We start from the raw sequence: 14,396 nt of genomic DNA on the forward strand, positions 1-14,396 counted from the left end.
TCCCCCACAACGGGCCGATGACGGGCTCCCGTCATCGGCCCTTTTTCTTTGCGGCGCGCAGGGGCAGGAGGTGCCGCCCCAATCCCGCACGCCCCGCCAACCTGAGCGTCCCACTGTCGCAATCCAGACGCGGTGATTCCCCGGCATCCCATCCGATTTGTCGCGGTTCAGGGAAGCAGCTCCGGTTCAATGCGACGGACCCAGCGCTTGACGTCCCTCAGGTAATCGCGGCCGAGCCCGCGCCGGGCTCCGGACACACCGGCATTATAGGCGCGAACGGCTTCATCCCAGTCCTTGGTACGCTCCTGCAACCATTGGAATCGCCGGATGACCATGGCCTCGGCAAACGCGATGTCGGCACCCATTTTCTCAAAAACCTCCCCGGGGCGCCGGACCTCCAGAAAGGCGCGGCGGGTCATCTGCCACGGCCCGATCTCGCCGTGACGGCCCCGTGCGCGGTTTACGTACGTCAGGGAACCATCATCGTTGTAGAAGCTGCTCGATTCGGTGCCGGCGACCCCGACGAGGATCCACCGGGGCACCTCCGGCGGAGCGGCGTCCGGCACGGCGGGATCGGCCATCGAGGAAGTCAGCAGACAGGCACAGGCAACCGCAGTCCAACGCGCCAGCGAGGAACGGGGGAAGTCCTCGCGGCACGCCCCAGCCCCTCCCGCGAACGAGCTGCCTGTGTCGGAGGGTGATGGGAACCATTGCATTCGATCTCTACTTCTTCCGCAGCCTGAGCGCGATGTCCTCCTCGTAGGCGGGAGCGCCCAGCGTGCAGGTCTGGCCGCCGCTCAACTCGACGGTGGCCCGCACCGCGCCGGTCCGGGTATCCATCCATTCGCCGGTCCAGTGCCCCGCAGGCAGCGCGACCTGCAATGCGGTGGAGCCGTCCTCCGCCCCGCCGCTGAGGGGCGGCTTCACGCCCCACGCGAAATTGATTGTACCATCGTCGCGCGTCGCCCAGGCGTTCTTCAGGTCGGTGCCGCGAAAGTATTCGCCACGCAATCCCCACGCGTCCTGGTCCGGAAGCCGGAACGCATTCGCGGGCACCGGTTCCTTCGTGCCGCCGGGGGGCGTCCACCACAGCTTCGACACGCCCTGGCCGCCGTTGTAGAAGTACTCGAGCTTCACGGCGTATCGCTTGCCGGCCTCCAGCGTGATGTTCCCCGTGTCCTCCTTCTCGCCATGGTCGGTCCAGTCCTCAATGAGCTTCTGTCCATTGACCCAGAGGCGGATGCCGTCGTTGGAGAACGTGTGAAAGGCGAACTCACCGCCCGCCGGTGCCTCGATGAAACCGGTCCACCGTGCGGACCACGGCCCGGTGGAGCCTTCGTTGCGCACATAAATCGCGATGGCCCTGCCCGGCTCCACCAGCGCGCGCGCCGTGCCGCCGGCCGGCACGCCGCCCCGGATCACCGAGTTGTCGGGCTGCATGCGGACGAAGTCGAAGCCGTGGATGAAGTCGCGCAGAATTCGCATCTCGCGCCGGAACTGTGGATTGCCGCCGCCGGGCTGCGTCGCCGGGTACACATACGTGCCGTCCTCGTGGCCCGCGACGAACGAATAGTCGAGGTTGTTGTAGAGCCCGCCGCCGGCCAGGATGAAGTCCCATGCCTCGGTGCGATAAGGCGCATTGTTCGTTCCGCGAAAACCGGTCTCATTGTCACCGATGACCTTGTTGAGGTGGTAGTTCATGGCGACCGCGTCCGGCGGCGTGGCGTAGTGGAAGTTGAAGACCGACACGGCCGGATGCGGGTTCTCGATCTTCGCCTGGTTGTTGGCGATGTTCTGCGTGATGAGGTGCTTCCTGGGCAGACCGCGCTCCGTCTCGACCATCACGTCCGCAATGCGGCGCTGCCACTCCAGGGTCACGCCGCCGAAGTAGGGTTCGTTGCAGATCTCCAGCAGGACATTGTCGAACGCATTCAATTCGGTGACCAGCTTGCGCGTGAGGGCCTCCTGCACGGCCAGCAGGCCGCCGTTCTTGTCCAGCGTATGGACATCGTTGCGACCGATGGCGCCGAGGCCGTTGACGTTGTTCTTCGCGTTCATCGGGCTGAGAGACCATTGCTTGTCCTCGTACATCGGGCAAAAGAACGTGAACTCGACGACGATCCCCTTCTGCTCCGCGTCGCCGATGAAATCCCTGAGCCGCCGGAAATAGGCCTCGTCCCATCGGGTGAGATCGAACCGGTTGCCGCCGCCGGCGTACCCCGGTTGATCGCTGCGCGCCCACGGGGTGATGAACCGGTTCGGCAACGGTGCGAGGGTGTTGCGGGTGATGTTGAACGCGCCGTCCGGTTCGCAGTACGTGCCGCTCATCGTGCGCGTCATCATCATGCCCTCGGCGGCCAGGGTGTCGAGGTACCTGCGGTAGTCGAAGTCCAGGTTGAGCACCGCCCCGTAATGCTCGGCCGAGGTGATGAGGACCGCAGGCTTTCCCCGCCAGAGAAAGTAGTGCGGGTTGTCGGGATGCAGTGCGATGGGCGCGGCTGCAACGGACCCGACGGCGGCGCACACCAGCGCCAGCGCGACATGGAGGAGGCGGGATTTCATGATGGAACGGAACTTGATTGAAATTCGCGCCGGGAGTCAAAGCGGCATCCCGGGCCTCCCGGCGCCTGATTCCAGGCATGGAATCCAGCGTCATCTCCAAAAGCGTTCCTGCGCGTCGAGGGCCGGACCTCAGCCGTCCCCGGTGTCGAGGACCAATATGAGCCCCTTAGCGGCATCGTGGACGCGCAGGCGGGTGTCCAGAGTTGCCAGGCATCCGCCGGACTGGCGGACAACCGCCACTAGCCAGGCGTCGTTGACCTGCTGGTGGCCCAGCGCGTGGACATAGATTCCAGGCGACGCGGCGACCGGCGACCCTAGGAACGTGTGTTGCGGGTGGTTCGTCAGTTGCTCCAGCACCGCCGCCGCTTCCCGGGGCAATACCGCACACGGCGTGTAGGCCGGATTGGAGGACAGTCGGATAAACCCAAGCTGAGTGAAGGCGCAGGTGGACCAGCCGCGCCTCGACTCGCGCGCGCACCATCGGTGGGCCGCGCCATGGTGCTGGTGGTTGGGCCAGGCAAGTGCCAGCAGCACATTGGTATCCAGCAACGTGGACTTCATGGCGCGTCGTTTGCCAGCAGGTCGCCGGCACGGCTGCTGGGAATGACGGCGGCATTGGGAGGAACCTTGAACACCGGAAACCCGATGCACCTCCCGGTCTCCGCCGGGGCGCGCAACCCCCGGCGGGCCAGTTGGGACAACACTTCACCCAGTCGCTTGCCGGACGCCCGGGCCATCGCCTGAGCGGCTTCAAAGACATCGTTGTCCAGCGTGACGGTCGTTCTCATTTCCCTGATACGCTGATGCGCTGATACCCAAGCGTCAATCCGCCCATTCGCCCCCTCCCGTTGAGGCGACACCCACAGTTCACGTCGGGATGCGCCCGACGGGAGCCGGCGGACCCGCCCGCGTTCCGCACGCGCTTTCCGGAGTGACAGTCCCGACGGCGACCCGCACGCTCCGCCCACGCTTGTGGGAAACACCATCGAAAGCGACCCCGTGCCACCCGCGTCCGCGCCGGGACGTCTGGCCTCCCTCGATGCCTACCGGGGATTGGTGATGTTCCTGATGATGGCCGAGGTGCTGCACCTCTGCCGGGTCGCCGCCAACCTGCGCCAGGCGGCAACGCCCAGCGCCTTCTGGGATTTCCTGTGCCGGCATCAGGACCATGTCGCGTGGGTCGGGTGCGTGCTGCACGACCTCATTCAACCCTCGTTCTCCTTCCTGGTGGGGGTCGCGTTGCCGTTCTCCATTGCGGCACGCCTCGCCAGGGGCCAGACGCCCGGCCACCTCTGGCTCCACGCCCTGCTCCGCTCGCTGATCCTGGTGTTGCTCGGCGTCGCCTTGCGATCCACGGGATCCAGCCAGACGAACTGGACCTTCGAGGACACGCTGTCGCAGATCGGTCTGGGCTATCCGTTCCTGTTCGCCCTCGGTTTCGCCGGACGCCGATGGCACTGGGCCGGCCTCTCCGTCCTGCTGGCCGGCTACTGGCTCGCCTTTGCCCTGTATCCCGTCCGGCCCGATTTCGACTACGAGGCCGTCGGCGTCTCCGCCGAGTGGCTGCGGGAACACGGGCACACGGGGTTTGCCGCGCACTGGCAGAAGAACAGCAACTTCGCCTGGGCCGCCGATGGCGTGATCCTGAACTGGTTTCCGCGCGCCCAACCGTGGCGCTACAACGGGGGCGGCTACTCGACGCTGAGCTTCATTCCCACCCTCGGCACGATGGTCCTCGGACTGCTCGCCGGCACCGTGCTCCGCGATTCCCGTCCGGTCCGCGACAAGCTCCTCTGGCTGGTCGTCGCCGGCGTCACCGGACTGGCGGGCGGATGGCTGCTGGGCGTCACCGGCCTCTGCCCGGTGGTCAAGCGCATCTGGACCCCGAGCTGGGTGCTCTACAGCGGCGGCTGGTGCTTCCTGCTGCTGGCCGCATTTTATGCCGTCGTGGACGTTGCCGGCATCCAACGCTGGTCGTTTCCCCTGCGGGTCATCGGCATGAATTCGATCGCCGCCTATTGCATGGCCCACCTCTTTGACGGCTTCCTCGCCCGCAACCTGAAGACCCACCTGGGACAGGACTTCTTCGCCTTCGCCGGACGCCCCTACGAACCGTTCCTCCACGGCGCCGCGGTTCTGGCGCTGCTGTGGGGCATCCTCTGGTGGATGTATCGCCGCAAGATTCTGCTGCGGATCTGATCCGCCCGCCCGCAGTTGCGCCCCGGCCACGGTCACCCCAACGTCCCGTCCGTGCTGAAGGAACTGGATGCCGCCATGGTGTCGCCCCCGGCCGGCGTCATCGCCATCCGGGGGGCCCGGGAACACAATCTCAGAAATCTCTCGGTGGACATCCCGAGGGGTCGTTTCGTGGTCGTGACCGGGGTGAGCGGCAGCGGCAAGAGCACGCTGGCCTTCGACCTGTTGTTCGCCGAGGGACAGCGCCGTTTCCTCGACTCGATGAGCGCCTACGCCCGGCAGTTTGTCGAGCAGTTGGGACGTCCGGATGTGGACCTGATCAGCGGACTGCCACCCACGGTCAGCATCGAGCAGAGCACCACGCGCGGCGGCGGGAAGAGCACGGTCGCGACCGTCACCGAGATCCATCATTTTCACCGCCTCCTTCTGGCCCGGATCGGCACGCCGCACTGCCCCGATTGCGGCATTCCGGTCTCGGCACAGACCCGCGACGAGGTCCTCGCGACGCTTGAGACCGAAGTCGCCGGCCGTGGCGAGATCACCCTCCTTGCACCCGTCGTCCGCAACCGCAAGGGGTTCCACTCCGAGGTGGCCGACTGGGCGCGCCAGCATGGCTTCAGCGAACTCCGCGCCGACGGCAAATGGTACGCGGTGGACCAGCCGTTCCGCCTCGACCGGTTCAAGGAGCACGACATCGAGGTGGTGATCGGCACGCTCGCACGCGGGGGCGGGACCGCCGGCGCCGCGGACCGGCGGCGCCTCGTCGAGCAGGCGCTGGAGGTCGGCAAGGGAGTCCTGCAGGCCCTGGACCGCAAGGGACGTCTCACCGTCTTCTCGACGGAGCGGGCCTGCCCGCGGTGCCGCCGCAGTTTCGCCGTCCTCGATCCGAAGAACTTCAGCTACAACTCCGCCCAAGGGTGGTGCCCGCGCTGCAAGGGATTCGGTGAGCTGTTTCACATTCCCGAAGTGGAGCGCGGCGCCAACGGGGACGCTGTCGAGGAGAACTGGTGGCGCTGGTCCGAGGGCGCGCGCGAATCCTGCCCGGAATGCGGAGGATCCCGCCTGCGTCCCGAGGCCCGGGCCGTCCGGCTGCCTCCCTGCCCCGCCGACCCCAGGACCGCCAGGGGCGGAGGCCTGACCCCGGAGGACCTCGCCCGCCAGACCGTGGATGAGGCGGCGGACTGGACCGCGGCGTTCCGTCCCACCGGACGAGCGGCGGAGATCGCGCGGGACATTCTGCCGGAAATCCGCGAGCGGCTGCGGTTCCTCCGTGACGTCGGACTGGGCTACCTGCAGCTCGGCCGCGGCGTCACCACGCTCAGCGGCGGCGAAGGGCAGCGCATCCGGCTCGCCGCCCAGCTCGGATCCAACCTCAGCGGCGTGCTGTATGTCCTCGACGAACCCACCATCGGACTCCACAGCCGTGACAACGACCAGTTGCTCCTGGCCCTCGGACAGCTCCAGGCGCGGGGCAATTCGCTTGTCGTCGTCGAGCACGACGAGGCGACCATGCGCCGGGCCGACTACATCGTGGACCTCGGCCCGGGCGCAGGCGTCCGCGGTGGCACGGTCGTGGCCGCCGGGACCCTGGGCGAGCTGCTGGCGCATCCGGATTCCGTGACCGGACAGTCGCTGAAAGCGCTGGAATCGAAATCCTATCCGACGCGGGGACAGCGGCGTCCGGTCCCCACGGCGGTCCCGGCCTCCCCACGAGGGCGCAAGGGCGCACCGGCGACCGTCGAGTGGCTCACGATCCACGGGGCCGCGCGCAACAACCTCAAGGACCTGACCGTCCAGTTTCCGTTGGAGCGATTCATCGTGGTCACGGGCGTGAGCGGGTCCGGAAAGAGCACGCTCGTCAAGGAGTGCCTGTTCCCCGCCGTCGCCGCGGCACTCCAGTCGGGTCGGACCCCGGGGCGCACGACCACGGAGCCCCGGGTCGCCGGCCACGAGTTCCTCACGGCGGTCCACGAGGTGGACCAGTCGCCCATCGGTCGCACCCCACGGTCCACACCGGCCACCTACGTCGGCCTGTTCGACGACATCCGGAAGCTCTTCGCCGGCTCTGCCGAGGCCCGCCTTAGGGGTTACGGACCCGGCCGCTTCAGTTTCAATGCCGTGCAGGGCCGGTGTCCGGACTGCGAGGGCAAGGGGGTGCGGGAACTGGAGATGAACTTCCTGCCGACGGCCCGGGTGCGCTGCGAGCGCTGCGGTGGGGCCCGGTTCAATCTCGAGACCCTGGACGTCCGGTGGAACGGCAAGACGGTTGCCGACGTGCTGGACCTGAGCGTCGCCGAGGCGCTCGAGTTTTTCGCCGCCCATTCGAAGCTGCGGCGTCCGCTCGAGGCGCTGCGGGACACCGGGTTGGACTACCTGCGCTTGGGCCAGACCAGCCCCACGCTCAGCGGGGGCGAGGCCCAGCGCATCAAGCTCGTCAGCCATCTGCTCGGCGGGCTGCGTCCGTCCCCCGGCGAACCCGCGGCGGACGCAGCAGCCGTCCCGCGCGGACGCCGACGCCGCGACCTCTTCATCCTGGAGGAACCCACCATTGGGCTGCACCTCCAGGATGTGCAGCGGTTGGTCGCCGTCCTGCAACGGTTGGTGGATGCCGGCCATACGGTGATCGTGATCGAGCACAACCTGGACCTCATCGCCGAGGCCGACTGGGTGCTGGATCTCGGTCCGGAAGGGGGAGGGGGAGGCGGCCGGCTGGTGGCCGAAGGCACCCCGGAGGCGGTGGCCGCGGTCCGGGAGTCGCATACCGGACGCTACCTGCGGCCGATGGTCGGCAAGCGCCCGGCCGGACGGCCCGGGCGTCGGCGCACCTGACTGGAAAAGCGCCGGCCCCGCCCGCACGGTTCGGCAGGAGCCTCACCCCACCAAGTCACCCAAACGGGTCCTCCGCCCCGGTAGGGCGAGCCTCCGGCGAGCCGTTCGCCTGTGGAGTCGCCACGGGCCCAGCTCGCTGGCTGGCGCGCACGGTTCGGCAGGAGCCTCACCCCACCAAGTCACCCAAGCGGGTCCTCCGCCCCGGTAGGGCGAGCCTCCGGCGAGCCGTCCGCCTGTGGAGTCGCCACAGGCCCAGATCGCTGGCCGGCGCGCACGGTTCGGCAGGAGCTTCACCCCACCAAGTCACCCAAGCGGGTCCTCCGCCCCGGTAGGGCGAGCCTCCGGCGAGCCGTTCGCGTGTGGAGTCGTCACAGGCCCAGATCGCTGGCTGGCGCGCACGGTTCGGCAGGAGCCTCACCCCACCAAGTCACCCAAACGGGTCCTCCGCCCCGGTACGCGCCTCCGGCGAGCCGTTCGCCTGTGGAGTCACCACAGGCCCAACTCGCAGTTGTCCGCACGGTTCGGCAGGAGCCTCACCCCACCGGGTCGCACACCGGGTCCCCACCCACGGTACGAGCCTCCGGCGAGCCGTCCGCGCTTGTGGGGCTCCTGCAGCCTGACTAGCCTGACACCCCTTCCATGAATTGCCCACTTTTCACGGCCATGATCCTCGGCGGGATCCTCTGCACCCTGCTGGCCACCGCTCCGCGCCTCGACGCCGCCTCCACCATCGGTGTCGGCGCTTCGCCGCCGCCCGGAGCCGAGGTGTTGTTCGACGGCACGCGCCGCATGCTCGACGACAAATGGACCTATTGGGAAGGACCCGGGTTCAAGTCGTCGCTCCCAATCCAATGGAAGATCGTGGAGGACCCCGTGGACGGCGGCACGGTGATGAAGACGGATGACCCGGCAGCCGCCGGCGGCCGTTATGGCGCGGCGGACATTGTGACCAAGACCCCCTTCCGGGACTTCCGCCTGCACATCGAATTCCTCGTGGCCAAGCCGGGGGGCAACAGCGGGGTGTACCTGCAGAACCGCTACGAAATCCAGGTGCTCGACGGTGACAAGACCTCCCACGGCATGGGTGCGGTGATCAATGAGACGGAATCGCCCTATCACGCCTACAACGGCACCGGCCAATGGAACGCGTATGACATCACGTTCCGGGCCGCCCGCTTTCGGGACGGGAAGCTGGTGGAGAAGCCGCTGGTGACGATGTACTTCAACGGACAAAAGGTGCATCTGAACCAGACGATCAGCCAGGTCTGGGGCGGGCCCAATTCCGGCGTGGATGGAGGCAACGACGGCGGCAAGGGCATCACCGATTCCCCGCAGGGTCTGAAACTTCAGGACGAAGGCCACGACGTCCGCTACCGCAACATCTGGATCCAGCCCCTCGATCTGAAGACCGCGGACACCGACTTCACCGAATGACCTCCGCCATGAAACTCCCCATCTTTTGTCTGCTGCTGGCCGTTTCGCTGCCCCCGTTCCTTCAGGCGGCGGAACCCCCGCCGGTGACCCGCACGGAGTTGATCTACGGACGCAAATTTGGCACCGCCCTGACCCTCGACGTGGTGCGTCCGGAAAACCCCAACGGCTACGGACTGCTGTTCATGGTGTCCGGGGGATTTTTTTCCAGTCACGAGGCCATTGACGGCGCGCTGAAGGGCGGGCTGCTGACACCGCTCCTCGAGCGGGGATACACCGTGTTCGCGGTGGTCCACGGATCCCAGCCGCGCTTCATCATCCCCGAGATCACCTCCGATGTGCTGCAGGCGGTGCGATTTGTCCGACGACATGCCGCCGAGCACGGCGTGCGCCCCGATCGCCTCGGCGTGTTTGGCGCGAGTGCGGGCGGACACCTCGCACTCACCCTGGGCACCCAGGGCGGTCCGGGCACCCCCGACGCCAGGGATCCGCTCGACCGGGAATCGAGCGCCGTCCAGGCGGTGGCCTGCTTCTTTCCCCCCGTGGATTTCAGGAACTGGAGGGAACCGGGGGACGATGCCGTCGGGGTCGGCGTGTTGAAGGACTTCAAACCCGCGTTCGGCCCCCGCAGCGAGACCGCCGAAAGCCGCGATGCCTACGGACGTGAAATCTCGCCGATCGAATTCGTCACCGCATCGGTCCCACCCACGCTCATCATCCATGGCGACGCCGACCGTCTGGTGCCCATCTATCAGGCGGAACAGTTCGTGAAAAAGTGCCGGGAGGCCGGCGTCACCGCCCCCGTGACCTTGGTGCGGCGCGAGGGCGCGGACCACGGATGGCCGGGGATGGACAAGGACATCGGGCTGTTCGCCGACTGGTTCGACGAGCACTTGCGCGGGGTGAAGGCGTCATCAACGCCGCAATAGCCGGCTCCCCGCCGTGACGCCTTGCGCCGCGGATTTGCAAATTGAAGCCGGGGAAAGTGCCTGCCGCCCGGCGGGAACTGGGACGCCGGATCCAGGTTGAACGTATCCGAGGATGACCACGCCGCCCCGCCTCACGCCCTCCGATACACTGCCCGTGGCCTCCGTCCAGATGGAGTCCCGGGCGGGCGACAAGGAGGCCAATTTCGAGATCATCGAGCATTGGACGGATCGGGCCGCCAAATCCGGCGTCCGCCTGGTGGTCTTCCCCGAGTGCTGCGTCAGCGGCTACTGGTTCCTGCGACGACTTCCATCCGAAGCGCTCGCGGCGCTGGCCGAACGCATTCCGGACGGCCCCAGCGCCGGGCGGCTCCTGGAGCTCGCCCGCCGTCATGGCATCCACATCGGGGCCGGTTGGATTGAGGCCGCGGACGATGGCGTCTTCTACAACAGCTACGTGGTTGCCGGTCCCGACGGGCACTGGAACCGGCACCGGAAACTCCACGCGTTCGAGCACCCGCTCATCCGCAGCGGCGATGCGATTCGCGTGTTCGATCTTCCCGGAGGGTTCCGCGCCGCCATCCTGATCTGCTACGACTGCAACCTCGTCGAGAACGTCCGGCTGGCCGCACTCCAGGGCGCCGACGTCCTGATCGCCCCGCATCAGACCGGTGGGGTTCGGAGCCGCAACCCGAACCTGATGGGACTGGTGGACCGGCAGGCCTGGGATCGGCGCCATGAAGATCCCGGGACGATCCGGCGCGAGTTTCTTGGCGACAAGGGGCGCGGCTGGTTGATGCGCTGGCTGCCCTCACGCGCCCACGACAACGGACTGTTCCTCGTCTTCAGCAATGGCGTGGGGGTGGATGACGACGAGATCCGCACCGGGAACGCCATGATCCTCGATCCCTATGGCCGGATTCTCGCGGAGACGTCCGAGGCCGCCGACGCCATGGCCGTCGCCACCCTCGACCGCCGGTTGCTGGAGCAGGCCACCGGCCGGCTGTGGCTCCGGGCCCGCCGCCCGGAACTGTACGGTCCCCTGGCCGTGCGCACCGGCGGGGAGTCCGACGCCCGGACGCTCAAGTTCGAAGAGTGATTTCCCTGGGCAACGACCCACCCGAAGGGATCCAAGAAGCCACTCCGGAACTTCCCTGGCTTGAAAAACCGCACGCTCCCATCGATTAAGATTGTAAATCTTAGTGAAACGGCGGAACGTTCCACTAGTGCATCCCGTGATCCCCAAACACCCGGAATCAAGTGCCCGTCGAATGGTGCGACCCGGGAATGGGTGGCGGCTGTGGATGCTGGTTTCCGGATGCCTGGCAACCGGTGTGGGCGCCCACGCTCAGGAGCCATGCGGCCGTTCGATCACCTTCCACGATCTGGACGCGAATGGCGTCACCGATGTGATCACGGAGCGGCGATATCCCTGGCCGTTCGGAGAGCTTCGTCAATGTTTCAGCGCGGGAGGGTATCTCTATGCAGAGCCCGGCGTGACGCTCCTGGGTCCCGCGACCACGGAACCGGCCCCCCTCGGCGCACCGGTCGTATTGCCGCCTCGGGGAGGACTTTGGATCCTTCCGGCCCAGCCGTTCTTCAGCCCGCTCCCGGCGGCACCATTCTCGGACGGCCGCGCCCTGCCCCTCCTGGGTGTGGCAATCACGTCGGCTCCCGGTGAGGTCCGCTACGGATGGCTTCGCCTTCCCGACGATCCGCGGGAAATTCGCGAGATTGAGTTCGACCGGCGGATGAATGAGCCGGTTCCCCTTGGGCTGCCACCCGAACCCCGCTGGCTTCCCGTCATAAACGGGACCGGCTTCGACTTGCCCGCAACCGGTGCCGTCGCAATCCATCGGGGTGCCGTGGTCCAGTTCGGCCGGTCGCAGGTGAACTTCGATCTCGGGGTCAGCAGTGTGGTCAGCGGACCCGACGGGTGGGTGTACGGAGTTGGATGCAACGTGGTGGCCCCGGCCGAGGAACTCCGCACGCGGCGGTGTCTGTTTCGGATCCGCCCATCGGGTGGGGCTCTGGAGGTCTTGGGCGATCTCGGGGAGGTGCCAGTGAATGCGGACCTGGCATGCCTCTCGGCACCCGCCGCAGGCTTCGTCTTCGCCGCAGGACCCGACCTGCACCGGTTCAATACAGCGGACGGCACGCTGACCTGGGTGCATCTGGATGCACGCCTGGAAGCCCGCGACGGAGGAGTCGCCATCCGATTTCCAGAGATTCCGCATGTGACCTATACCGTCTGGCAGTCCGACACCCTGGAAGCGCCGGACTGGGAGCAGATCCACTTCGAATACGCAGCAGAATGGCCCCGGCCTTACCTGGTGAATCCGGATGCTCCGGGAGCCGCGCGGTTCTTCCGCATCGAAGCGCGCAGCCGGCGGTGAAATCGAACTTATGACCCCAACCAATCCGAACGCCACCCCGGCCGCCAAGCTGCATCGGCTCGGGGTGTTGTTCGTCCACGGGATTGGCGAACAACTCCGCGGGGAGACCCTGCGCGCCGTCGTGGATCCGGTCGTGAAGAGTCTGGATCTGTGGCTCCATGGTGCCGCCCGCTGCCGCGCCGAAGCGGTCGGAACGGATGCCGCGCAGGCTTGGGCCGCCGCCATGCCGGACCGCATCGGCTCGTTGGCGACGTCTGCACGGATCCGCGAGCAGGCGCTCGAGATGGCATGGTCAGGGGAGTGGAGTACCGCCCGGCTTTCCGCAGCTCAGAAGGCAGCGGTCCTGGCGGGTCCGTTCTGGTCGGGCGGGGCCACGCTCAGCGACGCGGTCGCACCCGAGGACGCCGATGGACCTCCGCACTCCGTGCTGCACCTGCACACCGTCGGTGAACACTACGACGTGCATGAGGGCACGGCGTTGCTGGCCGAATGCTGGTGGGCGCGCAGCTTTGTGCCGGCCGGTCCGTGGGCGCTGACGGGCTGGACCTTCCGCGTGCTGCCGCTGGCCGTCGGCATGCACTTCGGCGACATCGTCCGTCGGCACTTCTCACAGGCCGCCGATGCGCCGGTCGGACGGCTGCGTCGCGCCTGGCATGCCGCGGCGGCGCTGCTGGCGCTTGTTGCTCTGCTGATCGCGGTGCCACTCACCCTACCCATCCAGGGCCTGTTGATGGCGATCGCCCTGCTCGCGTTGGTGCCGATCAGCGCCGTACGCGACCTGGCCCGCAGCCTTCAGTCGTCCATGGTTGGAGCGCTTGGGGACAGCTACCTCCTGGTGGCAAGTCCGGTCTCGAGAGCGATGATTGTCGGGCGCTGCACGCGCAATTTGGAGTGGCTCTGCGATCGCTGCGACACGGTGTTGTTGGTGGCGCACTCCCAGGGCTGCGCGGTGAGCTATCTGGCGCTGACCTCCAGCCTGCCCGCGGAGCTGCGGGAGGTCACCTGGATCGGCTCCGGTCTGCGCAAACTGGAAGTCCTGCGCTCGGCGGAGCGGGACGACACGATCGTGACCGCCGGCTGGATGGTCGCCACCATGCCGTTCGTGCTTTGGTCGCAGATCACCGCGATCCAGGAGAACGGACTGTCATGGGGCAATGTCATCGTCACCCTGCTCGCGGTCGGCTTCTACCTGTATGGGATCGTTCGGCTGGTGCTCATCCTGCGCGTCGGGGCGACCGCCGCCTGGTTCCAGTCGTGGCAGACACTCGGTGTGCGACTGAGCGAGATCTACGCGACCCATGACCCGGTGCCGCACGGCCCACTGTTCGACCAGACCACCGCGCGGCACGGCGAACTGCCGTCGCAACCCGTCAACAACCAGGCCTCCTGGGTCAGTGACCATACCGCGTACTGGCGCAACACGGAGCAGGTCGTACTGCCGCTCGGCCTGCGCATCGCCGCTGCGCTGGGCGTGCCGGTTGACCGCTTGCTCGCGAGCGATTCGGATCTGCTCGCGCGCGCCACCCGCAGACGAACCCACCGCGTCCAGGCCCTGGTGCTGTTGCGCGCCATCACGCTGCTCGGCGGCATCGGGTTGATCTGGCTCGAGGCGGACCCGTTCGTCCATGCCGGGCGGGCCCTGATGGCATGGGCCGCGGGTACGATTGGCTTCGACGCAGGCACCGGGACAGGAGTCAGCCAGGTGCTGTGGGCGTGCATGCGAACCGCCGCCTGGGTGGTGCTCCCGTGGCTGGCCCTCGTGACGGCCTGGCGCGGTTGGGAGGCGCACGAGCAACGCTGCGTGCTCCTGCGCCGACCGCCCAGCTCCTTCATTGAATTTGCCCTGGTGGCCGTCCTGGTGGCTGCTGCGGCGGTGCCCGCCGGGCGCGCCGCCGCGGTGGCTTGGGGCGACCCAGGTGCCGGGGCGGCCATCGCGGTGATCCTCGTCGGCTCCATTTTTGTCGCGGTGATGTACGTGCTTTCAGCGCAAGTGCCGCACCGCGCTTTCGGCTTCGATGGCAGGAAATAGGATGCAGCGGCTGGGAACCGCGGCTGC

At 67.5% G+C, this 14,396-nt stretch carries 11 protein-coding genes; 7 read left to right on the top strand and 4 right to left on the bottom strand.

Annotated elements, in window-relative coordinates:
- Nucleotides 1–167: 167 nt before the first annotated feature.
- From KF791_14285 to KF791_14300, 4 genes are all read right to left on the bottom strand, one after another.
- A complete protein-coding gene (locus tag KF791_14285) occupies nucleotides 168–581 on the bottom strand; it encodes a hypothetical protein (protein MBX3733749.1) in 414 nt (137 codons plus the stop codon).
- Nucleotides 582–723: 142 nt separating this feature from the next.
- A complete protein-coding gene (locus KF791_14290) occupies nucleotides 724–2,562 on the bottom strand; it encodes a hypothetical protein (GenBank protein ID MBX3733750.1) in 1,839 nt (612 codons plus the stop codon).
- Between the two features lie 129 nt (nucleotides 2,563–2,691).
- On the bottom strand, nucleotides 2,692–3,123 hold the full coding sequence (locus KF791_14295) for a PIN domain-containing protein (protein MBX3733751.1): 432 nt from the start codon (nucleotides 3,121–3,123) through the stop codon (nucleotides 2,692–2,694).
- Nucleotides 3,120–3,350 carry an antitoxin gene (locus tag KF791_14300; GenBank protein MBX3733752.1) on the bottom strand — a complete coding sequence of 77 codons (231 nt, stop codon included), beginning with the start codon at nucleotides 3,348–3,350 and terminating at the stop codon, nucleotides 3,120–3,122. Before KF791_14300 ends, KF791_14295 begins: the two co-directional genes overlap by 4 nt.
- Nucleotides 3,351–3,621: 271 nt before the next feature.
- Here KF791_14300 and KF791_14305 point away from each other — a divergent pair, with 271 nt between their 5' ends.
- From KF791_14305 to KF791_14335, 7 genes are all read left to right on the top strand, one after another.
- The gene (locus KF791_14305) at nucleotides 3,622–4,761 is read left to right on the top strand and encodes a hypothetical protein (GenBank protein ID MBX3733753.1); all 1,140 of its coding nucleotides are present in this window, start codon (nucleotides 3,622–3,624) and stop codon (nucleotides 4,759–4,761) included.
- Nucleotides 4,762–4,836: 75 nt separating this feature from the next.
- Nucleotides 4,837–7,587 (top strand): excinuclease ABC subunit A, encoded by a 2,751-nt coding sequence (locus KF791_14310; protein MBX3733754.1) that lies wholly within the window; start codon nucleotides 4,837–4,839, stop codon nucleotides 7,585–7,587.
- 663 nt (nucleotides 7,588–8,250) lie between these two features.
- The gene (locus KF791_14315) at nucleotides 8,251–9,021 is read left to right on the top strand and encodes a DUF1080 domain-containing protein (GenBank protein ID MBX3733755.1); all 771 of its coding nucleotides are present in this window, start codon (nucleotides 8,251–8,253) and stop codon (nucleotides 9,019–9,021) included.
- 8 nt (nucleotides 9,022–9,029) lie between these two features.
- Nucleotides 9,030–9,947, top strand: a complete 918-nt coding sequence (locus tag KF791_14320) for an alpha/beta hydrolase (GenBank protein MBX3733756.1) — start codon at nucleotides 9,030–9,032, stop codon at nucleotides 9,945–9,947.
- 112 nt (nucleotides 9,948–10,059) lie between these two features.
- A complete protein-coding gene (locus KF791_14325; GenBank protein MBX3733757.1) occupies nucleotides 10,060–11,043 on the top strand; it encodes an acyltransferase in 984 nt (327 codons plus the stop codon).
- 136 nt (nucleotides 11,044–11,179) lie between these two features.
- Nucleotides 11,180–12,340, top strand: a complete 1,161-nt coding sequence (locus KF791_14330) for a hypothetical protein (protein ID MBX3733758.1) — start codon at nucleotides 11,180–11,182, stop codon at nucleotides 12,338–12,340.
- 10 nt (nucleotides 12,341–12,350) lie between these two features.
- Nucleotides 12,351–14,369: a hypothetical protein gene (locus KF791_14335; protein ID MBX3733759.1), complete on the top strand. Its 2,019-nt coding sequence runs from the start codon at nucleotides 12,351–12,353 to the stop codon at nucleotides 14,367–14,369.
- The last annotated feature ends 27 nt before the right edge of the window (nucleotides 14,370–14,396 follow it).

The organism is Verrucomicrobiia bacterium (genome assembly GCA_019634635.1).
GTDB lineage: Bacteria > Verrucomicrobiota > Verrucomicrobiia > Limisphaerales > UBA9464 > UBA9464.